At 60.9% G+C, this 21,465-nt stretch carries 20 protein-coding genes and 1 pseudogene; 13 read left to right on the forward strand and 8 right to left on the reverse strand.

The annotated features are described in order from the left end of the window. The first annotated feature begins 244 nt into the window (after positions 1–244). The 3 genes from IF199_RS11235 (at position 245) to IF199_RS11245 (ending at position 2,718) form a co-directional block, all read left to right on the forward strand. Positions 245–778, forward strand: coding sequence for a hypothetical protein (locus IF199_RS11235; RefSeq protein ID WP_192560400.1), 534 nt, complete (start codon positions 245–247; stop codon positions 776–778). A gap of 358 nt (positions 779–1,136) precedes the next feature. Beyond that, entirely contained in the window at positions 1,137–1,976 is an 840-nt protein-coding gene (locus tag IF199_RS11240) for an HvfB family MNIO-type RiPP peptide maturase (protein WP_192560401.1), read from the forward strand. After that, the gene (locus IF199_RS11245) at positions 1,969–2,718 is read left to right on the forward strand and encodes an HvfC family RiPP maturation protein (protein ID WP_192560402.1); all 750 of its coding nucleotides are present in this window, start codon (positions 1,969–1,971) and stop codon (positions 2,716–2,718) included. The genes IF199_RS11240 and IF199_RS11245 overlap by 8 nt, the downstream gene beginning before the upstream one ends. A gap of 5 nt (positions 2,719–2,723) precedes the next feature. On the opposite strand, the gene IF199_RS11250 is transcribed toward IF199_RS11245, so the two are convergent. The 4 genes from IF199_RS11250 to IF199_RS11265 all read right to left on the reverse strand — a co-directional run bounded on the left by IF199_RS11250 (position 2,724) and on the right by IF199_RS11265 (position 8,203). After that, positions 2,724–3,758 carry an NAD(P)/FAD-dependent oxidoreductase gene (locus IF199_RS11250; RefSeq protein ID WP_192560403.1) on the reverse strand — a complete coding sequence of 345 codons (1,035 nt, stop codon included), beginning with the start codon at positions 3,756–3,758 and terminating at the stop codon, positions 2,724–2,726. Beyond that, positions 3,745–5,928, reverse strand: coding sequence for a hypothetical protein (locus IF199_RS11255; protein WP_192560404.1), 2,184 nt, complete (start codon positions 5,926–5,928; stop codon positions 3,745–3,747). Before IF199_RS11255 ends, IF199_RS11250 begins: the two co-directional genes overlap by 14 nt. Before the next feature lie 230 nt (positions 5,929–6,158). After that, positions 6,159–7,466, reverse strand: coding sequence for a sensor histidine kinase (locus IF199_RS11260; protein WP_192560405.1), 1,308 nt, complete (start codon positions 7,464–7,466; stop codon positions 6,159–6,161). Next, on the reverse strand, positions 7,463–8,203 hold the full coding sequence (locus IF199_RS11265) for a response regulator (protein WP_085708690.1): 741 nt from the start codon (positions 8,201–8,203) through the stop codon (positions 7,463–7,465). Before IF199_RS11265 ends, IF199_RS11260 begins: the two co-directional genes overlap by 4 nt. Before the next feature lie 306 nt (positions 8,204–8,509). Between IF199_RS11265 and IF199_RS11270 the strand changes: the two genes are divergently transcribed. From IF199_RS11270 to IF199_RS11280, 3 genes are all read left to right on the forward strand, one after another. Continuing rightward, complete coding sequence (locus IF199_RS11270) at positions 8,510–8,773, forward strand: DUF2790 domain-containing protein (RefSeq protein WP_096822885.1); 264 nt, start codon at positions 8,510–8,512, stop codon at positions 8,771–8,773. A gap of 27 nt (positions 8,774–8,800) precedes the next feature. Then, complete coding sequence (locus IF199_RS11275; protein WP_192560406.1) at positions 8,801–9,097, forward strand: hypothetical protein; 297 nt, start codon at positions 8,801–8,803, stop codon at positions 9,095–9,097. Positions 9,098–9,175: 78 nt separating this feature from the next. Beyond that, a complete protein-coding gene (locus tag IF199_RS11280; RefSeq protein ID WP_192560407.1) occupies positions 9,176–10,390 on the forward strand; it encodes a cytochrome c biogenesis protein DipZ in 1,215 nt (404 codons plus the stop codon). A gap of 18 nt (positions 10,391–10,408) precedes the next feature. On the opposite strand, the gene IF199_RS11285 is transcribed toward IF199_RS11280, so the two are convergent. Continuing rightward, positions 10,409–10,870: a GNAT family N-acetyltransferase gene (locus tag IF199_RS11285; protein ID WP_192560408.1), complete on the reverse strand. Its 462-nt coding sequence runs from the start codon at positions 10,868–10,870 to the stop codon at positions 10,409–10,411. Positions 10,871–11,095: 225 nt separating this feature from the next. On the opposite strand from IF199_RS11285, the gene IF199_RS11290 reads away from it, so the two are divergent. Further along, complete coding sequence (locus IF199_RS11290; RefSeq protein ID WP_102619593.1) at positions 11,096–11,368, forward strand: DUF4242 domain-containing protein; 273 nt, start codon at positions 11,096–11,098, stop codon at positions 11,366–11,368. Between the two features lie 33 nt (positions 11,369–11,401). Beyond that, positions 11,402–12,214, forward strand: a complete 813-nt coding sequence (locus IF199_RS11295; protein WP_096822880.1) for a class I SAM-dependent methyltransferase — start codon at positions 11,402–11,404, stop codon at positions 12,212–12,214. Between the two features lie 45 nt (positions 12,215–12,259). Here the strand turns inward: IF199_RS11295 and pcsA are convergent, their stop codons facing one another. Then, positions 12,260–12,982, reverse strand: a complete 723-nt coding sequence (gene pcsA / locus IF199_RS11300; protein ID WP_096822879.1) for a phosphatidylcholine synthase — start codon at positions 12,980–12,982, stop codon at positions 12,260–12,262. A gap of 259 nt (positions 12,983–13,241) precedes the next feature. Here pcsA and IF199_RS11305 point away from each other — a divergent pair, with 259 nt between their 5' ends. Both IF199_RS11305 and ligD read left to right on the forward strand, forming a co-directional pair. Beyond that, the gene (locus IF199_RS11305) at positions 13,242–13,988 is read left to right on the forward strand and encodes a tellurite resistance TerB family protein (RefSeq protein ID WP_192560409.1); all 747 of its coding nucleotides are present in this window, start codon (positions 13,242–13,244) and stop codon (positions 13,986–13,988) included. A 122-nt stretch (positions 13,989–14,110) separates the two neighbouring features. Continuing rightward, on the forward strand, positions 14,111–16,630 hold the full coding sequence (gene ligD, locus IF199_RS11310; protein WP_192560410.1) for a DNA ligase D: 2,520 nt from the start codon (positions 14,111–14,113) through the stop codon (positions 16,628–16,630). On the opposite strand, the gene IF199_RS11315 is transcribed toward ligD, so the two are convergent. Together IF199_RS11315 and IF199_RS11320 are read right to left on the reverse strand one after the other, a co-directional pair. After that, the gene (locus IF199_RS11315; RefSeq protein ID WP_085733146.1) at positions 16,631–17,032 is read right to left on the reverse strand and encodes a hypothetical protein; all 402 of its coding nucleotides are present in this window, start codon (positions 17,030–17,032) and stop codon (positions 16,631–16,633) included. Between the two features lie 96 nt (positions 17,033–17,128). After that, a complete protein-coding gene (locus IF199_RS11320) occupies positions 17,129–17,443 on the reverse strand; it encodes a DUF2388 domain-containing protein (protein WP_096822876.1) in 315 nt (104 codons plus the stop codon). A 247-nt stretch (positions 17,444–17,690) separates the two neighbouring features. Between IF199_RS11320 and IF199_RS30575 the strand changes: the two are divergent. From IF199_RS30575 to mqo, 3 genes and pseudogenes are all read left to right on the forward strand, one after another. Next, positions 17,691–18,449 (forward strand): annotated as a pseudogene (locus IF199_RS30575) (MCP four helix bundle domain-containing protein); the annotation flags it as partial. 129 nt (positions 18,450–18,578) lie between these two features. Further along, on the forward strand, positions 18,579–19,304 hold the full coding sequence (locus IF199_RS30580; RefSeq protein ID WP_371858303.1) for a methyl-accepting chemotaxis protein: 726 nt from the start codon (positions 18,579–18,581) through the stop codon (positions 19,302–19,304). 490 nt (positions 19,305–19,794) lie between these two features. After that, positions 19,795–21,441: a malate dehydrogenase (quinone) gene (mqo, locus tag IF199_RS11330; protein ID WP_096822874.1), complete on the forward strand. Its 1,647-nt coding sequence runs from the start codon at positions 19,795–19,797 to the stop codon at positions 21,439–21,441. Positions 21,442–21,465 lie beyond the last annotated feature (24 nt).

The raw sequence follows: 21,465 nt of genomic DNA on the forward strand, positions 1-21,465 counted from the left end.
ACTTCGACGTGGCTCTATCCCATATTCTGAATCGACTCGGTCGAGGCAAGGACTTTTGAGTGCTGAAGTCTTTGTTTATCTGTGAAGTCCGAAGCCACTTCCTCGCACAGATTGATCGAGTCCGCCGAGAAATCATCCCCGCTAAAAGCCATGAACTCTGTCGTCTTGCCGGGTTACTCACCGATGGTGCTCGGGAGCCGAAGCACAGAAATAAAGTGATGCATTGGATGCAACGGAGAGCGAATTGACCGCCTACTTTCCACCGCTGTGCATAGGCGGATTGACGTACAACCTTTCTCATCTAGAACCCTTTACATTCACGATTCAGAGTCAATTGGCGAGGCGTGATTTGCGCGTGCATGTCACTTTTTCGAATCATTGTTTCAGCACGGGGTACGATCAAGCCTTACATCCGGCCGGGGAGCCCATCCTGCTCGACCATGCCCAGCGGCAGCGTAGCTTTTGCATGACCCGCTACCGCCTTTCACTGTCACTGCCACCAGTGATCAAGGGATTGAATCATCCCCAGGCGAAAGTTAGTGAAACGGCGGCGATGCGAAACTGGGCGTACTCCATCATGATTGAGGATCCGAGCGGGCCCTACCATGTCTTTTTTGAGTTGCGTCGCGCTGCCGAAGAGAAGCTGCAAGATCTCAATCTGGTCGTGGAAAGCGCTTACCACCAGACTGAAAAGCCGCCCAGGCTGTTCGGGAAAATGGGATTTATGCTGCTGTGCGGTAAGGTCTACCTTCGTCAACCGACCTCCACCAAACGCTGACACCAAAAACGAAAAAAGGCGCCAGAGGCGCCTTTTTCGATTCGGTAAAGCAGATCCAGACACCACTTACGAACCGCCTTGCGCGGTTACAGCTCTCGCTGCCGGGAAGCGCTCAATCTCATCTGGTCAGTCGCTTCGATGGGGGCAAAACTAACGAAAACTGGCAGATACGTCAATGAATTCGTAACTCGTCGTTCAGGAAGAGGGCAGCGACTCTGTATCCCATTGTGTACAGGCTCGTCGCCGATACAAACCCCGCCATTTCTCGCGCATCGCCCACACAGCCGCGATACACCCGCCGGTTTAACTGAGTCTGTCAGTCGCCACGCCCGGCGGCTCCTCAGCAGAGATCTTGCCCATGCAGATTCCCCAACCCACCTTGCAGGCCAGCGTCGGGCTCGGCCTGCGTCGCGGCTTGATGAAGGATCTTCAAGCCGCCCGCACCGGCGATTTCGACTTTCTCGAAGTCGCCCCGGAAAACTGGATCGGCGTCGGTGGTGCCCACGGTGCCGCGCTGCGTGAACTGGCCGAGCGTTATCCGTTGTCCTGCCACGGCTTGTCGTTGTCGCTCGGCGGGTCGGCGCCGCTGGATGTCGAATTTCTCCGGGAAGTCCGGGTGTTTCTCGATCATTACAACGTGCCGCTGTACAGCGAACACTTGAGCTATTGCAGCGACGACGGCCATCTCTATGATCTGCTGCCATTGCCGTTTACCGAAGAAGCCGTGCGCCACGTGGCTGCGCGGATTCGTCAGGCCCAGGACATCCTCGGCCGGCGTCTGGCAGTGGAAAACGTTTCCTATTACGCCGCGCCCCGGCAGGACATGGACGAGGTCACCTTCACCAACGCTGTGCTGCGCGAGGCCGATTGCGACTTGCTGCTCGATGTGAACAACGTCTACGTCAACTCGATCAACCACGGCTTCGACCCGAAGACGTTTCTGGCCGGGATCGAACCGGGCCGGGTGGTCGGGATGCACGTGGCCGGGCATTTCGACGAGTCCGACACGCTGAAGATCGACACCCACGGCGCGTCGGTGAAACCTGTGGTCTGGTCGCTGCTGGCGGACGCCTATGCACGCTTTGGCGCCCAGCCGACCCTGCTCGAACGCGACTTCAACTTCCCGGCCTTCTCCGAGTTGGTGGCGGAGTTGCAGACCATTCGCCGCTTGCAGAATCAGGGAGGCCAACGTGGATAACCTTGAGCAGCAACAACGGGCCCTGACGCGCTACCTGCGCGATCCCGAGAACGAGACGCCCCCGGCCGCCATGAACGCGGCGCGAGTCAACGTTTATCGCGACCTGGTGTTCAACAATGTCTCGCAACTGTTGGGTGGGACCTTTCCCGTGCTGATCCGGATCATCGGCGATCAGCGCTGGCGCACCCTGATTCGCGGCTTTCTGCGGGACTACCGCGCGCAGACGCCAAAATTCGGTGAGATCGCCGAGGAGTTTGTCGGTTACCTCGCGTCGGAGCCCGCCGTGTTGAGCGCGGGCGAGTGGCCGACGTTTCTGGTGGAACTGGCGCATTACGAGTGGGTGGAAATGGTGTTGCAGCAGTCCGACGCCGAGCCATTTTCGGCAAGTGATCCCGCGTTGCTGGTGGAGCGGCCATTGCAGGTTTCGGCGCTGGCCTGGCCATTGGCGTATACGTGGCCGGTGCAAGTCCTCAGTCCGGATCATCAACCGTCTACACCACCGGCCCAGCCAACCTTGTTGCTGGTGCGGCGTGCGGTGGATTTCGGTGTGAAGTTTTCCGAGCTGAGCCCGTTGGCCTGGCGGTTGTTGCAGCGCATTGGCGAGTTCCCTGCGTTGAACGGTCGTGAGCAACTGGAAGGGCTGGCGATGGAGGCAGGGTTGCCGGGAACTGCGTCGTTCATGGACAGCGGGTTGGCGTTGTTGCGGCAGATGCATGCAGACGGTGTGCTGGGCGTGGTGTAGTCGGTTCAGCTATCGCGTAACAGCCATTCGGGTGGATGGGGATGCAGGCTGTAGAAATTGCGCAGTTGTGCCGAGTCTCGCTCGAACCACTCGTTCACCCATTGGCTGTATTGCTGGCGCGCGGCACCTTGCCATGCCGGTTGCCGGAGACAGTCGTACACGGTTTTTGCCGCCTGCATGCCCGTCATCAACGCTTTGAGTACGCCATGTGACGAGGCAGGGTCGAGCAGGCTGGCGGCATCGCCAACCATGAAATAACCTGGCCCGGCGGGCGCCGTGCAGAGGCGCCAAGTGACGTCGGCGCCGCGAATCGGAGCCGATAGTGGCAGTGTTCGCAGACGCTCGGGAATCATCTCTGGAGAGTACTTTTGCTTTTCGAAAGTCAGGCGCGCCCAGTGCAGCCGCTGCTGCTCAACCTGCGCGAGCCAGGTCCAGCCATCAGGATCGGCTGACAATCGAGGTGCCTTTTCATCGGGGGGCAGACTGCCCTCGTGATATCCGAAACAGGCCACCAACGGCGGCGAGTAGTGTCGAACTGCGATCTGTCGTTTTCGACTCAACCATCCCGGTCCACCACTGCCATCGATCAGGTAGGGAGCAAACAGCAGGCCGGCGTCGGTGTTCAAGCCGATCACGCGATCGTCCCGCAGGAGTACCTGTTGCGCGCGGCACGGCTGGTACACCGTGACACCGAGAACAGCAGCCTGTTGCAGCAGCGCCGCATCCAGTTTGGCCCTGGAGATCTGAAAGCCGCGCCAGGGGCCGTAGTCATCGCCACCAAATCCGATGAACTGCAGCGGACCATTCCACTGGACCCAGTGTCCCTCGAAACGCAAGGCATGGTGGTTACACAGTTGTTCAGCCACGCCAAGCTGTTCCAGCAACGGTTCGATGCCGGGGTGCAGACTTTCTCCGGGGCGGAATCTGGGAAATTGTTGCTGCTCGATCAGCGCAACCCGCAAGCCGCGCTGCGCACAGCCGATCGCCGCCGCGCAGCCTGCGGGGCCGGCGCCGATCACCAGCACGTCAAACCGATTCAAGTGCGAGCTGCCAGGCAGCGTTGCCGTACTTGATCAGCATGACTTTGGCGCTGACCAGGAGGCTCACTTGTTCCTCGACTTCAACATCCTGCCACTTGAAATTGGCGGCCGGCTGGATCACTTTGCCGCGCCTGTACATCTGGTAGCGATGCACCCATCCGTTCAACGTCACACCGGATTGTTGCTGAGCGATGTCGAGTTCTGCATCGGGACGTTGCACCAGGAAAAAAGACAGCAATGGCCAATAGTTGCGCTGGGCAGGGTTGTCGCCGGGTCCAAGCACCGTGTAAACGCGGTACATCGAGAGTACGCGGTCCTGATACGCCTGTTGGGTGATCTGGCCGGTCAGACTCAGCGAAAACCCGTTGGCAAGGGCCGTGCCCGTGTAGTCGCTGTATTCGTAGGCGTGGTAACGGACGAAGGTCTTGCCTTGGTCGAGTATCACCTGCGGGGCAGGATGATTGTCCCAGGCCACATCACCCTGACCGGTTTCCGCATCGGTCAGCGGGATGATGGTGTGCAGGCTGTCGCGTGGCTCGAAGGTGCGGGTGGAGTCCGGTGCAACGCCTGGCCAGTAGGAACCGAGCGCGGCACAGATGCGTTTGTCTTCACAAAAGGGGCTGGCCATCTGATAACCGGCCAGCGCATTGATCCAGGTTCCGTTCGGACCTGGCAAGCGAACCCAGCCCACCTCCCAGCCTGGGCCGAAGACCCCGGCGGCAGCGTCCGGCAATGAAGACGGGCGAGGGGGCGAGGGGTGCCAGGTTCCGGGGGCCGGACGCGGTTTCGGCTTGCGCGGCAGCGCCACAATGGCCGTGATCCCGCGATCCTCAGGCGTGAAGGGCTGATCTTTCAAACTCAGGTTCGCGCAATAGCGCACATTCGATAAGGCTTCCAGCCTCGCATGCCAGATGTCGGGGCTGGAGAAGGCAGGTTCCTCTTTCACCCAGTGCAGGAGCCGGCGCTGATGGCAAAACGGAAAGTAATCCGTGGCGCCGATGACCGAATAGGCAGCCTTCGAAGGCAGGTTGTCTGTCAGGGGTGGGCAGATTGCCCGGACAAAACCATCAGCGGTGCCATCCTGATAGTGCAGTGCACGATAGCCACCTTGCCTGACAAGATTGGCAACACCCTCGCGATCATTCAGGTCCTCGATCTGGCCATCGTCTCTCACCTTGTGCCGGCCATGGACCATGCCGCCGGTGTTGGCCGGCATCATGAAAGACAGTGGTTGTCCCTTGTAATGAGCCAGCTCGACCAGATGCGGCTTGGGCTCAGGAGAAAGAATTCCCGGTCCCAGGTCAGGCTGCGTTGCCCAACCTGCAAGGTCCTTGGTGATGATGAATGGATGCTCGGATATCTCTGGCTCTTGCCAGCCGGTGCCGCTGTGGCGCAAGTGGACATGACGGATCTTTTCGTTGATCTGGTAGTTATCCAGCGTCAGGGTCAGATCCAGCCCATGCAGGCACTCCGCTCCACTGAAGAGCTTGTGCAAGGGCACTTGGAAATCCAGCCCGTCATCCAGCCCTGACTGAAAGTCCATAGGCCCGAAGCGTTGGTCATCGCCCTTCAGTTGCACCGCAAGGTAGGCGCTGTAATGCACCGGCATCACCCGAATCCCGTGGGCATCATCGTCGACGAAGGGCAGGAAACACCGCAGTCGTTCGTCATAGCGGGCGCCTGCGGTGCCTGTTCGGGCGATCCCGGTGCGGGAGAAACACAGATCGGCATGCTGGCCGTGGACCGTGTCGACGGCGCAGCGGTACTCTCTGGCGAACACCGCCACCGACAGTGGTGCACCTTGAGCCTGTTGCAGCAGGTCGTTGAGCGTGGGTGGCTGGATGTCGAACACGTAGTTCAGAACCGCCTCGATTTCGGCATGGGTAGGGAAAATCCCTAGAGGCTGCCCGGTCTCGTCAGCCGTGACTTGCGGTGAAGCGAGCGCGTGGTAGAGCAGGCTTTGTGCGGGCAGGGCAGGCTCGATGGCGCGGTTGCCATCAGGGCAAAAGTCCTCGAAACCGGTGAGCGTCCGGTCGATGATCAGTGGTTTGAGCAATTCTGCCTTCAGTGAAGGCGCCAGAATATCCAGGCCGTGCGCCAGCAACAGCGAATGCCAGCCACCTGGAGCCAATCGCTGACAGGTTCGGGTTACGGACTCGAGCAGATTCATGCGTGCTCCACGGTACGGTTGTACGAGGGACCATCGCACATCAATCAGTTGGCGATCGCGACTGTCAGAACTTACAGTCGCGACCAACGGTGCTCATCGCGGCGGTGGAGACCAAACGATAGAGTTCGACACCGGGCAATAACAGTCGGCCATTTCCGAGAAGAATGTAGCCGTCGACTTCGCGCGATGTCATCCCGGACACCCGCAGGCCAGCGTCGCTTAAACAGCCATCACGAATGAAGCGGCAACTTCAGCTCTGCACACAACCCGCCACCGTCACGGTTGCTCAGATTCAGCGAACCACCCAGCGCCATCGCCAGTTGCTGGGCAATCGCCAGACCCAGGCCGGTGCCACCCGTGCTGCGGTTGCGTGAGTTTTCCACGCGGTAGAACGGCTCCATCACCTGGGCCAGTTCGTCTTCGGCGATGCCCGGCCCGCGATCCATGACTTTGATCGACAGTTCGGTGTGTTTGCGCTCGACGTGCAGTTCGGCAGCGCCGGCGAACTTCAGCGCGTTGTCGGTCAGGTTGACCAGCACCCGGCGCAAGGCGTGGGGACGGGTGTCGATGACGGCATCGCTCTTGCCGCTCAATTGCACTTCTTTGCCCATGTCCTGATAGTCGAACACCAGGCTGTCGAGGAATGAATCCAGATTGGTGCGCCGACTTTCTTCGGTCGAACCGTGGATGCTGCGCGCATAGGCCACGCCTTCACGCACCAGATGCTCCATCTCGCCAAGGTCGTTCCACAGTTTGTCCTTTTCCGCCGAATCGTCCATGAACTCCGCGCGCAGTTTCATACGGGTGATCGGGGTTTGCAGGTCGTGGGAAATCGCCGCCAGCAATTGCATGCGTTCCTTCAGGTACGCGGCGATCCGCGCCTGCATGGTGTTGAACGCACGGGCGGCGTAGGCCACTTCGTTCGGGCCTTTTTCGTCCAGATTGATCGGATGGGCGTTGGGGTCGAGGGTTTCCACCGCATTGGCCAGGCGGGTGAGCGGGCGGATGGCAATGCGCACCGCCAGCCAGGTGCAGGCGATCATCAGCGCCAGTTGTCCGAGCAGCACCACGGGTAACCACGGCGACAGCGGCACCATCGAAGGTCGCACATCGATGGTCACCGGGCTGCCGTCGCTCAGGCGCAAATGGCCTTGAAAGTGCTTTTTCGGTCCCGGAATGTCGGTGAAGGTCAGCGGGTAGGCTTCGCCGATGGCATCGGTGATCGAGGTGACGGCAATCGGCACGTCGCCCGGGCCGATCGGCGTGCCCGGTTCGCCTTCGCTCAGCAGGTAACCGTAGTTGTTCCGGGCCAGGCGTTCGAGCCACATCGGGCGTTCGTCGGCGGGCAAGCGGTCGAGGATCGCGATCGAGGTCGAGACGTCGGTTTCCAGGTTGCCGAGCATGGTGTTCTTCGCGCTTTCATAGCGCTCGTAATACTGCGCACCGAACGACAGCGCCTGCGCCAACAGCAAACCGATCAGGAAAATCAGCGACAACCGTGAGGCCAGGGTACGCGGCCAGTGCAGGGCAAACGTCATGCGGGGGCTCCGAGGATTTCGACCGGTAGCGAGAACACATAACCTTCACTGCGCACGGTCTTGATGTAGGCCGGTTCGCGGGCGTCGTCCAGCAGGCGCTGGCGCAAACGGCTGACCAGCAGATCGATGGAACGGTCGAACAGATCGGCGTCGCGGCCCTGGGTCAGGTTGAGCAACTGATCGCGGCTCAACACCCGTTGCGGATGATCGAGGAACACCCGCAGCAAGCGATATTCCGCACCGCTCAGGGCGACCATGGTGCCGTCGGTGTCCAGCAGATGCCGGGCCGAGGTGTCGAGCTGCCAGCGACCGAACGCCAGCAAACGACCGCTTTCGGTGACCACCAGATTGGGCGGCAGCATCCGTGTGCGGCGCAGCACCGCGTTGATCCGTGCCAGCAGTTCACGGGCGGCGAAAGGCTTGGTCAGGTAGTCGTCGGCGCCCATTTCCAGGCCGATGATGCGGTCGGTTTCGTCATTGCGGGCGGTGAGCATCAGGACCGGCGTGGCCTTGTGTTTGCCGGCGCGCAATTCGCGGCACAGCAGCAGGCCGTCATCGCCCGGCATCATGATGTCGAGCACGATCAGGTCGACGGTGTTGGCTTCCAGGAAACTGCGCATCTGCCGGCCATCGGCGACCACGGTGGTGCGCAGGCCATTCTTCTTCAGGTAGTTGCCAACCAGTTCGCGAATCTCGCGGTCGTCGTCGACGATGAGAATGTGATCGACATGATCCATGGAGCCAAACCTCTATCAAGGGGGGGATGTCTCGCAGTCTATAGAGCCCGCGCGGGCTCGCCTGCCTGCCTTTGTATTGCAGTGTATCCGGCGCAACGACGGATACACGGGGACGCAAAAACACGATTTTTTCAGGGTTTTGTATCGCTGTGTATCCCCCGGCGGGCGAGATACGTAGCGATTTATACCTGCCGTTTCCCGACACAGACGGGATACCTCGCGAGCCTTAAATGAGCTCCATCGAGGCACACCACAGCGCCTCGGCTCAATCAACGACCTACCCATTGAAGCCTTGAGGAAATCGCCATGAACAACAAATCCGTAATCGCCGCCTGCCTGTTTGCTGCCCTGAACATCTGCACCCTGTCGGCCCGCGCCGAAGCGGTTGCCGCTCCGCAAACCTACACCTACGGCACGCATCTGGACATCCAGAAAGTGATCTCGATGAAAGAGGACAAATCGATGACCTGCGGCATCGTCGACGCCCGCATGACTTACCTCGATTCGGCCGGTCAGACCCGCGTTCTCGACTACAGCAAATTCGCCGACGGCTGCGACAACCAGAACTGATCCGCCCCCAATTAAAGGAAGACCGCCATGAACAACGTATCGCGTTTCTTGACCGCCATTGCCTTCTCGTTTGCTGGTGTCGCGGCGCATGCCAACAGCGCCGTCGAACAGAATAGCTGCGCCGGCAGCACCTGCTTTCAACTGAGCCCGGTGGCCAAGCAGGGCAGCGATGCCTTGATCGCCGCCGACGGCGCCAGCCACACGCCGCAAGGACAGATGGTTGCAGCGGACGGCTCCAGTCATACCCCGCAAGGCCAGACGGTGGCCGAAAACGGCGCTAGCCGAACCCCGCAGAGCCAATGGCTGGACAGCCAGGCCGCTTAAGCCCCCGAGCGTGTCTGTCGGTCATTGGCAGACACCTGTTTTATCGGCAGACCGCCCATCCTTCAAGAGGTGAACCTCATGTTCCTTATCGCTTTCCTGGGCGGTCTGTTGACTGTCCTCAGCCCCTGCATCCTGCCGGTGGTGCCGTTCCTGTTTGCGGGCGTCGACCGCAGCCGTTCTTCGATCCTGCTGACCCTCGGCGGCATGGCCCTGACCTTCGCGGCGATTTCGAGCCTGGCGGTGGTCAGCAGCGAGTGGGTGATTCAGGCCAACAACACCGGTCGGCACATCGCCCTGGTGGTGATGGTGCTGTTCGCTTTGTCGCTGATTTCCGCGCGCATTGGTGACTGGCTGGCGCGGCCGTTTGTATTGCTCGGCAATCGTCTCGATCCGGACACCCGGCAGAAGGCCGGCCCCATGGGCTCGATCATGATCGGCGTTGCCACGGGGTTGCTGTGGGCGCCGTGTGCCGGCCCGATCCTCGGCGTGATCCTCACCGGCGCCATGCTGCAAGGTGCCAACGCCCAGACCAGCCTGTTGCTGCTGGCCTACGGTGCGGGCAGTGCGTTGTCGCTGGGGACGCTGATTTTCGCCGGTCGCGGCCTGGTCAACCGGTTGAAACCGTCGATCCCGTTCACCGGCTGGTTCCGGCGCGGGGCGGGCGTTGCGGTGTTGGCGGCGGCCGCGGTGATCTCCACTGGCGCTGATAAAACCCTGCTGGCCGGCACCTCGTCCGAAGGCGTCGCCAGCGTCGAGAAAAACGTATTGGAAAACGCGCCGAAAGTAGTCGACTACTTCATCAGCAAAGTGCGGGCGGATTCGACTTCCGATGAGCAGGGCAAAGGCGCGATGCCGTCTCTGACCGGCGCAGTGCAATGGCTGAACTCACCGGAACTGAGCGCCGAATCCCTGCGTGGCAAAGTGGTGCTGGTGGACTTCTGGACCTACGACTGCATCAACTGCCAGCACACGCTGCCATACGTGAAGGACTGGGAGAAAAAGTACGGCAAGGACGGCCTCGTGGTGATTGGCGTGCACACCCCGGAATACGGTTACGAGCGGATCATCGACAACGTCAAGGATCAGGTACGGAAACTCGGCATCACCTACCCGGTGGCCATCGACAACAACTACGCGATCTGGCGCAACTTCGACAATCAGTACTGGCCGGCGCACTACCTGATCGACGCCAAGGGCCAGGTGCGTTACACCCACTTTGGCGAGGGGCGTTATGAGGCGCAGGAGCAGATGATTCAACAGCTGCTGAAAGAGGCCAAGGCGCCTGCAGCCTGAACCGCGAACATCAATGGCTCACAGGTCGCGCACCATGAGCCATTGTTCGTTGTCCCAGGCCTGAAAACGCTCCAGCACTCTCCAGCCGCGTTTTGCGTAGTAGTCCTGTTTGTTTTGCGTATGCAGGTAGAAACGCGGAAGGCCTTGTTTCTTTGCTTGCTCGGCAATCCCTTCGATCAACTTTTCTGCCAGCCCCTGACCGCGAGATTCGGGGCTGACCAGCACGCAGGCCAGCCAAGGCTCCAGATCCGGTCGTTGCGCAAGATCTGCACGAGCCAGTGCCGCGCCACCCAGCAAGCGCTCGCCGTCCAGTGCGATCAGGCAGCGCCAATCACCATTGGTTTGCCCTTCGGCAAATTCCCGCTGCCATTCGGCCAATGGTTGATGGGCATATTCGTAGTGAAACTGGCGGTGGATCCACTCGGCGTAAGTGTCGCTGTGCTGCATGTGGTCGGCGAGCCATTCGAGGCGCAAGGACATGGTCGGATTCCGTTCTCGGGTCGGGAGCGCATGAGAGCCGATCCGCTCGCGCATTGGCAACCCCCGACAGTGTTTCGGGGCCTTTACAAAATCCCGCCATTCATCGGCGAAAGCCCGGTTTACGGGCTCTTTAGACGATTGGAGGGGACGCCGGGCGGCCTCGGCGCGATAGTGGTGGAGCAGGGTGATGTGAACCCTGTCACACATAAGAAAAGCGAGGTTGCCATGCCGAAATTCGTGATTGAACGCGAGATTCCAGGGGCCGGAAAGCTGTCGGAGCAAGAACTCAAAGCAGTGTCGCAAACGTCCTGCAACGTGCTGCGTGAACTCGGGCCGGAGGTGCAGTGGCTGCAGAGTTACGTCACTGCCGACAAGATTTACTGCGTGTACATCGCACCCAACGAAGAGCTGGTGCGCGAACACGCCCGGCAAGGGGGATTCCCGGCCAACAGCGTGTCCCGGGTGACGACCATCATCGACCCGACGACCGCCGAGTGACGCCTGATCCAACCTGTCGTGGAGCACCTGTTCATGAGTACCCCCGTTGATCTCACTGCCCTGAAGGAACGCCAGAAAGTCGCCTGGGCCAGCGGCGACTACGCCGTGATCGGCACCACCCTGCAGATCGTCGGCGAAACCCTCGCCGAAGCCTGCGATTTGCGCTGCGATGAGGAAGTGCTGGACGTCGCCGCCGGCAATGGCAATGCCACGCTGGCGGCGGCACGTCGTGGTTGTCTGGTGACGTCCACCGACTATGTCGCGGCGCTGCTGGAACGCGGCCAGGATCGGGCGCGGGCCGAACACCTGGACGTGACCTTTCAGGTGGCCGACGCCGAAGCGCTGCCGTTCGCCGATTCCAGTTTCGATGCGGTGCTGTCGACTTTCGGTGTGATGTTCGCACCGGATCAGACCAAGGCTGCGAAGGAGTTGGCGCGCGTCTGTCGCCGTGGCGGGCGGATCGGTCTGGCCAACTGGACGCCGGAAGGCTTCGTCGGCCAGATGTTCAAGACCCTCGGCCGCCATTTGCCACCGCCACCCGGTGCCCAGCCCCCGTCGAACTGGGGCGCGGAAGCCTGGTTGCATTCGCAGTTCGATGATCGCCAGTTCCAGGTGCAGGTGACTCGTCGTCACTTCAACTTCCGCTATCGCTCGGCGGCGCATTTCATCGACATCTTCCGCCACTGGTACGGACCGGTGCACAAGGCGTTCGCGGCGTTGCCGCCGGAGAGCGGGCAGGCGCTGGAAGGAGATCTGACGCAATTGATCGACGGGCTGAACCGGGCAGGACCGGAGTCGATGGTGGTGCCCAGTGAGTATCTGGAGGTGGTGATTACCAAACGCTGAGCGCAAACCCGTGTGGGAGCGAGCCTGCTCGCTCCCACGGGATTTCTATTTCAGGTGCGAAGCATCAAACCACTCCAGCGCCGTGCGCCAGATGCAGATGCCGAGAAAGTACGCCGACGCCAGCAACCACAGGCCCATCACCAGTGGATTGATCACCGGGTGGTTGATCACCAGCGACAGACTGCACAGCAACCAGATCGCCGTCACCGCGATATTGATCGGCATGAAGCGGCGTACGCGGAACGGGTGCAGGAATTTCATCCGGGTGATGGTCAGCAACGCCAGGCCGATCACGGTCAGGAAGGTAATCCACGGCCCCGGGCCGATGATGTACAAGCACAGCGCAACCACGTTCCACGCGGCGGGGAAGCCGACGAAATAGTTGTCCTTGCTCTTCATGTTGACGTTGCAGAAGCAGAACAGCGACGACACCAGAATCAGCGACACCGTCAGCAGCAGCGTGTAGTCGGGCAGCGGAATGTAGCGATAGATGAACAGCGCCGGAATGAACACATAAGTCAGGTAATCGATCACCAGATCGAGGATCGATCCGTCGAAACTCGGCAGCACCGACTGCACATTGACCTTGCGCGCCAGCGCGCCGTCGAGGCCGTCGACGATCAGCGCCACACCCAGCCACATCAGGCAGTGGGTCGGCTGGTTTTCCAGCAGGGCGAGGGTGGCCAGAAAGGCAGTGACCACGCCAGTCGCGGTGAAACCATGGGCGCCCCAGGCCTTGAGCCTGGCGATGTGGACGGTCGATATCACAGGGGCGTTCTCCAGAAAGTGAAGCGAGCCGGGTATCACGCTTGATTGACAAGGGTGGCGGCCAACCGGGTCGGGTTTGCAGCTATCGACCGGTCGGGCCGGGATAAGGTTCACCCTTCATGAATCTTAGCTGGCCGGGAAAATTTTTCGACGCCGAAATCGCTTCCCCGCAGCAGCGTCAGCCAAACGGTGCTGGCGCAACGCGTGCGGAGGTCTATCGTTGCCTGACGCTGTTACGCCTTTGCCTGAGGACGATGTCATGAACACCAGTGATCTGCTCGAACAACTACTGCGAGGCCAGGCCTCGGCGGGACAACAAAGTGGCGCTTCGGCCGGCGATGGCCTGGGCGGGCTCGGCGGTTTGCTGGGTGGCCTGCTGGGCGGCGGCGGTAACAGCGGCGGCGGTTCGCCTGCCGGTGGATTGGGCGGCCTGGGCGGGCTGCTCGGTGGATTGCTTGGCGGTGGCGGAGGATTGGGCGGCGGGGCGCTTGGCGGCGGTACGCAGAGTCGCTCCGGCGGCACCAACTACGCAGCACTGGCCTCGCTGGGCATGATGGCGTTCCAGGCCTATCAGGCCTGGCAGCGCAGTCAGGCGTCCGCGGCGCCGCAACAAACGCCGCAGACCGCTGACCTGCTAGCCGGTCCGCAAGTCGAGGAACACAGTCACGCGGTGCTGCGCGCCCTGATCGCGGCGGCCAAGGCAGACGGCCGGATCGACGATTCGGAAAAACACCTGATCAGCAGCGAAATCGGCCGCCACACCGACGATCCGAACCTGCAGCAATGGCTCGACGCCGAAGTCGCCAAACCGCTGGATGCCAGCGAAGTCGCGCAAGCCGCCAACAACGATCCGGCGGTGGCCGCCGAAATGTACATCGCCAGCGTGATGCTGGTGGACGACCAGCAGGACGCCGAGCGCAATTACCTGGATGAACTGGCGGCAGCATTGCAGATCGACCCTCAGTTGCAGGTGCATCTGGAGCAGCAGGCCAAAGGCACAGCCTGAAACACGTCATCACCCAAGCCCCGGACGTTTCCATCCGTCCGGGGCTTTTTTACGCCGATTGAATTTTTCTCCGCCAGCGTCGCTCTTCTGCATAACAGGACCCGATTGCAGCCGGAGCCGCGATGAACAGGAACCTCGACGACTACAACCGCATGCGCGACTTCTCGGCCACCTCTGAACCGGCGGCGGTCAAGCGGCGGGGCAAGAAGGCTGATGTCGATCACGCGCTGCAGTTCTGCATCCAGAAGCACGACGCGTCGCACCTGCATTATGACTTTCGCCTGGAACTCGACGGTGCGCTCAAAAGCTGGGCGGTGCCCAAAGGCCCGTCGCTGGACCCCACGGTCAAGCGGCTGGCGGTGCATGTCGAAGACCATCCGCTGGATTACGCGACCTTCGAAGGCAATATTCCCGAGGGCCATTACGGCGCCGGGGACGTAATCGTTTGGGATCGCGGCGTGTGGATCCCGCTGGAAGACCCGCAGAAGGCCTACGCCAAGGGCAAACTCAAGTTCGAGCTGCAAGGCGAGAAGCTTGGCGGGGTGTGGAATCTGGTGCGCACCCACATGCCGGGCAAGCAGGAGCAATGGTTTCTGATCAAGCATCAGGACAGCGCCGCCCGGCCGCAAAGCGATTACGACGTGCTGGTCGCCGAGCCGGACAGCGTGCTCAGCGAGCGTACCTTGGTCGACAAACCCAGGCTCGACGCCAGACAAGTCAAACCGCTCAAAAAGCCTGCGCGCAAGCCGGCCTCGGGAAAACTTGTTGGCGCACACAAGGCCCGGATTCCCGCGCAGTTGAAACCGCAACTGGCCACGTTGGTGGACAGTGCGCCGGCGGGAGACTGGAGTTACGAAATCAAGTTCGACGGCTACCGGATCATGGCGCGCATCGATCATGACGACGTGCAGTTGTTCACCCGTAACGCTCATGACTGGACGCACAAACTGCCGGAGCAGGCCCGGGCACTCGCCGCGCTGGGGCTGGAATCGGCCTGGCTTGACGGTGAAATGGTCGTCGCCGACGAGGCCGGTGTTCCGGATTTTCAGGCGCTGCAGAATGCGTTCGAAGCCAACCGCAGCGCGAACATCATTTATTACCTGTTCGACCTGCCTTACCTCAACGGCGTCGATCTTCGCGAAGTACCGGTCGAAGAGCGGCGCGCGGCGCTGGCTACGGTGTTGAAGGCGCACAAGGATCCGCTGTTGCGCTTCTCCGAAGCGTTCGACGAAACCCCGGAGGCGTTGCTCAACAGCGCCTGCCAGATGCAGATGGAAGGCCTGATCGGCAAGCGCCTCGGCTCGCCCTACGTGTCACGGCGCAGCAGTGACTGGATCAAGCTCAAGTGCAAGCATCGTCAGGAATTCGTGATTGTCGGCTACACCGATCCGAAGGGTTCGCGCAGTGCGTTTGGTGCGTTGTTGCTGGGTCTGCACGATCGCGACAGCGGTGAATTGCGTTATGCCGGCAAGGTCGGCACCGGTTTCAATGAGGCCACGTTGAAAAGCCTGCGTGCGCAGTTGAAGCCCTTACGGGCGAAGAAACCGGCCGTGGTCAACCCGCCGAGTGGCTTCGAGGCCCAAGGCGTGCACTGGCTGAAACCGAGCCTGTTGGCGGAAGTCGCGTTTGCCGAGATGACTCGGGACGGTTCGGTGCGCCATGCGGTGTTTCATGGCGTGCGTGAGGACAAACCGGCCCGGGACATCACTCAAGAGAGGGCCAAAACGGTGAAACAGTCTGAATCAGGACCCGGCCTGGCCAGCGGCAAGGTGCGCATCACTCACTCCGACCGGGTGATCGACGCCAGCAGCGGCACCACCAAGATGCAACTCGCCGAGTATTACGCCAGCGTCGCCGAGTGGATCCTGCCGCAACTCAAGGATCGCCCGGTGGCACTGGTGCGGGCGCCGGATGGCATTGCCGGCGAACTGTTCTTCCAGAAAAACGCCGAACACCTTGCGATCCCGGGCATCCGCACGCTGGACAAGGACGTCACCGGGCAACCGGTCATGTTGATCAACAATGCCGAAGCGCTGGTCGGCGCGGTGCAGATGAGTACCGTCGAACTGCACACCTGGAACGCCACCACGGTGGACCTGGAGAAGCCCGACCGCTTTGTTCTCGACCTCGACCCGGACCCCGCGCTGCCCTGGAAAAGCATGGTCGAAGCCACCGCCCTGACCCTGACCGTGCTGGATGAACTGGGTTTGCGGGCATTCCTCAAGACCAGCGGCGGCAAAGGCATTCATCTGGTGGTGCCGTTGATCCGCAAGCACGGCTGGGACGAGGTCAAGGATTTCAGCCATGCCATCGTCAGCCACATGGCCAAGCTGTTGCCGGAACGGTTTTCAGCAGTGTCCGGGCCGAAGAACCGGGTGGGGCGGATCTTTATCGATTACCTGCGCAACGGTCTCGGTGCCACCACCATTTGCGCCTACGCGGCGCGCACCCGCGAAGGGTTGCCGGTGTCGGTGCCGCTGTTTATCGATGAAGTGAAGGAGATCAAAGGCGCCAATCAATGGAACGTGCATAACGTCCACGAACGACTGGCGGAGGTCGGCGATGAGCCCTGGGCGGACATGAAGAAAACCCGCCAGAGCATCACGGCCGAGATGCGCAAGCGGGTCGGCATGAAAAAATGATCAGGTGTCGCGCAGCAAGTCGTGGGCGTTGAGCAATTGGTAGGCGACTTCCGGATGTTTTTTCAGGCCACGGCGGATGGCGGCCGGAATGGATTGTTTTGTCTTGCGGCAGAGGCCCGGCAGTTCGTCGATCCTGATATCGATCCCGAGCATGGTTTTGACCACGTTGTCACCGGGGGCGATTTCCACGCGAATGCCTAACTGCTCGAACATCCGGCCTTGCAGGCGTTCGAGATCGGCCAGGCTTTGCAGGTTTTCCAGACGATCCAGCAGGCGTTTTTCCTCCTGCCGGGTCAGCAACAGGATGCGTATATCTGCACCAGGATTTTCCAGCAGCGGATCGCGCCCGCAGTCGCAGACACCGGGAGGGCAGGGGGAGCGGATCGGGGCGGAAATCGTCATGGCCTCCATCATAGAGGCCGTTCGACGGTTTTGCCCATGGTCGCCCGGCTGCCGTCCATCGGCAGAGTGCAGAGCTGGCGACGTCGAGCGTACGGCTTACTGCGACAAGCCTTCGTAATGAACCAGGATGGCGTTGGCCAGCTCTTCATCGCTGGCATTCAGGCCGGGGTTGTCCTGGCGAACCTGTTGCAGCACCGACTCCAGATACACGCCACGGATGGCACCGCCGCTGGCGACGAAGGCGGACAGGTCGTCACGGGCCGGAATCACCATTTTGTGATCCTTGAAGGTGGAGTACAGCGACGCTGAAACACCCGCCGATGTGGCGACATCTCCCGCATCCACACGGGCGAAGGCCGATCCAAAGGGCAGGCACAGCACAAGAGACGAAACGAGTAATAAACGACGCATGACGGTGTTCCTCCAGCAGCGTAAAGCGAAAAGGAAGTTCCACATAATGTGAGAGGTGCCGCGTGGCTCGGGAGTTCCATGGGCCGGAACAAGTTGTCGGGGCTGCAAACCGAGAACTGCCGCACAGTGTTCTTTTTTACCGGATGTGACGACACACGTTGAGACGCTCTAACCCGGCGGGTTCGCGGAAATAGGCTTAACTGAAGCTTTGAAAGCGCTGTGCGGCGCGACCAGGGAGAAAATTACCGTGTCGATCAAACTGCGTTTGGTGTTGCTGATTGCGACCAGTCTGCTGACGGCGCTGATCGTGAGCCTGGTCAGTTACGTCGGCAACCAGCGGATGGCTTCGGCGGTCAGTGACAACGCGGTCAGCATGAGCGCGCTGCGCAACCACATGGAAGCCGACATGATGCACGACGCCCTGCGCGCCGATGTCTATTCGGCGATGCTCGTGGGGCTGGGCAAAAGCACCAGCACGGCGGACGAGGTGCGCAGTTCCGTCGAAGAACATGCCGCGCATTTTCGCGAGGTACTGGGCGAGAACCTGAAACTGCCGCTCGACGCCTCGATCCGGGCCGCGCTGGAGCAGATCCGGCCAAGTCTCGACACTTACATCAACGCCGGCGAGCGGATTGTCGGGCTGGCGCTGGACAATCCGGACACGGCGCAACACGAACTCGGCACGTTCAGCGCCGCGTTCAGCCAGCTCGAAGAGCAGATGGCGTCCCTGAGCGAGCTGATCGAAACCAATACCCGGCAGACCAGCCAGGGCACCGAAGCGGCGATCCGCAACGCCAATATCGCCCTTGGTGTCGTATTGATTGCCAGCCTGTTGCTGCTGTTGGTGCAGGGGCGCTGGGTGATCCTGAGCATCACCGGGCCATTGAAAGCCGCCAGCCGCATTGCTGAAAGCATTGCCCATGGCAACCTCAGCGAGCCGATCGCCGAGCCTTCGGGCAAGGACGAGGCCAGCGTGCTGATCCGCACGCTGGCGACCATGCAGCGGGATCTGCGCGACATGATCGACGTGGTACGCCGCAATGCCCACGGCGTCAGCGGCATGAGCGAGCAACTGAGCCACGGCTGCCATCAGGTGGCCGACAGCAGCCAGCAGCAAAGTACCGCCGCCGGCACCATGGCCGCCGCCGCCAGCCAGATGACCGCCAGCATCGAGGAGATCACCCGCCACGCCGAACGGGCGCTGAACATGGCCAGTCAGGCCGAGTCACTGGCGAAAAACGGCGGTCAGGTGATCCATCAGGTGGTCAGCGACATGGACGACATCGCTCGTTCCGCCCAGCAATCGGCGCAGGTGATCCGCACGCTGGATCAGGAGTCCGAAGGCATCTTCAACATCATTCAGGTGATCAAGAGCATCGCCGACCAGACCAACCTGCTGGCGCTCAACGCGGCTATCGAAGCAGCCAGGGCGGGTGAACAGGGCAGGGGGTTTGCAGTGGTCGCCGATGAAGTGCGCAGCCTGGCCGCCCGCACCAGCGCTTCAACCCAGGAAATCGCCGCGATGGTCGCGCGCATCCAGAACAGCACTCGGGAGGCGGTCAGCAGCATGGAGGCAGGTGTGGCTCAGGTCGACAAGGGCATGGCGGTCACCGCCGACGTCGAACGCGCCATCCGAGAAATCCTCGAGGCTACGTTGAACACCACACAACTGGTCAACGACATCACCCGCACCATCGGCGAACAGAGTCAGGCCAGCAACGAGATTGCCCATCAGGTGGAGATGATCGCGGGCATGTCGGAGGGCAACAGCAAGGTGATCGGCGAGACGGCCAATACGACGGATGAGTTGTCGAGCCTGGCGGGGAGGCTGGCGCAGTCGGTGGATCGGTTTCGGTTGTGAAGGTTTTGGAGAACTCAGTCGAGCGGTGCCGGGAACCCTATTTGTAACAAGGGAGCGTCAGGATTCTGGGTTGGAAGGGGCGGTCAAACGGCTGAAAGGCTCAAGCCAGAGCCGCTGATGGGGGTCATGTTCGGCCGCTGGCAGCCGATAAGTCCTTGAACGGATAAAGACTATCGAGTCGGGAACAGACGCGCGGGTTTGTCCTGACGTGATATTCTTCGCCCCACTTGGTTTGACCTAATTCAGTCTGGCGCGCTTTTCGGCGGGCCGACCGAACCCCTGTCGCTCAAGTAGCTGAAGCCAATAATGATAAGAAGTCAGTTCAGAAGGGACATATAACTGAGGTCGACGCAGCCTGTCGGCCTTGTGTGCCCACCCGTCAAAATTGAAGTGTGCCGGAACCCGCGACGCTGGCCTGAGTGTCGCGAACAAGGGGAACTCATACGTACAACAGCGGCGGGCGGAAGGCGTTTTATCATAGGTGCAACAGATGTTTAAAAAAGTGAACACAGCCTTGCTGGGGCTGGCTTTGGCGATGGGGATGTCGTCTGCCAATGCCGAAGAAGCAAAGAAAGTTGACGTTCTGCTGATCGGCGGCGGCATCATGAGCACCACCCTGGGTGTGTGGATCAATGAGCTGGAACCGACCTGGTCGATGGAAATGGTCGAGCGCCTCGACGGCGTCGCCCTGGAGAGCTCCAACGGCTGGAACAACGCCGGTACTGGTCACTCCGCACTGGCCGAACTGAACTACACCCCGGAAGACGAGAACGGCAAAGTGTCGATCCCGAAAGCCGTCGAGATCAACGAAGCGTTCCAGGTCTCGCGTCAATTCTGGGCCTGGCAGGTTCAGCAGGGCGTCCTGAAGGACCCTCGCTCGTTCATCAACACCACTCCGCACATGAGCTTCGTGTGGGGCGATGACAACATCAAGTTCCTGAAAAAGCGCTACGAAGCCCTGCAGGCGAGCCCGCTGTTCGCCGGCATGCAGTACTCCGAAGACCCGGCTGTGATCAAGAAGTGGGTTCCGCTGATGATGGAAGGGCGTGACCCGAACCAGAAAATCGCGGCCACCTGGAGCCCGCTGGGTACCGACATGAACTTCGGCGAAATCACCCGCCAGTTCGCCGGTTACCTGCAGACCAAGCCTAACTTCAGCATGAAGCTGTCGAGCGAAGTACAGGACATCACCAAGAACGCCGATGGCACCTGGCGCGTCAGCTACAAGAACCTGAAAGACGGCACCAAGACTGAAACCGACGCCAAGTTCGTGTTCATCGGCGCCGGCGGCGGTGCTCTGCACCTGCTGCAGAAGTCCGGTATCGAAGAAGCCAAGGAATACGCTGGCTTCCCGGTAGGCGGCTCGTTCCTGGTGACCGATAACCCGGCCATCGCCGAGCAGCACCTGGCCAAGGCCTACGGTAAGGCTTCGGTTGGCGCGCCTCCGATGTCCGTTCCGCACCTGGACACCCGTGTCCTGGACGGCAAGCGCGTCATTCTGTTTGGCCCGTTCGCAACCTTCAGCACCAAGTTCCTGAAGGAAGGTTCGTACCTGGACCTGCTGACCAGCACCACCACCCACAACATCTGGCCTATGACCAAGGTCGGCATCAAGGAATACCCGCTGGTCGAGTACCTGGCCGGTCAACTGATGCTGTCGGATGAAGACCGTCTGAACGCGCTGAAGGAATACTTCCCGAACGCCAAAGCCGAAGACTGGCGCCTGTGGCAAGCCGGCCAACGCGTGCAAATCATCAAGCGTGATGAAGCCGCTGGCGGCGTGCTGAAACTGGGCACCGAAATCGTTGCTTCGAAAGACGGCTCCATCGCCGGTCTGCTGGGCGCATCGCCAGGCGCATCGACCGCTGCACCGATCATGCTGAGCGTGCTGCAGAAAGTCTTCAAAGACAAAGTCGCTACCCCTGAGTGGCAAGCCAAGCTGCACCAGATCGTTCCAAGCTACGGCACCCAGCTGAACAACGATCCAGCCAAAGTGGCTGAAGAGTGGGCTTACACCGCCAAGATCCTGCAACTGCCAACCCCACCGGTGATTGGCCAGGCTGCAGCTCCGGCGGCAGAAGCGGCTGACAAGGCTAAAGCTCCAAAAGAAAACGCTGCACGTGACATGGCTCTGTAATTCAGACGCCTGACACACAAAGCC

This window comes from Pseudomonas allokribbensis (assembly GCF_014863605.1).
GTDB classification, from domain to species: Bacteria; Pseudomonadota; Gammaproteobacteria; order Pseudomonadales; family Pseudomonadaceae; genus Aquipseudomonas; species Aquipseudomonas allokribbensis.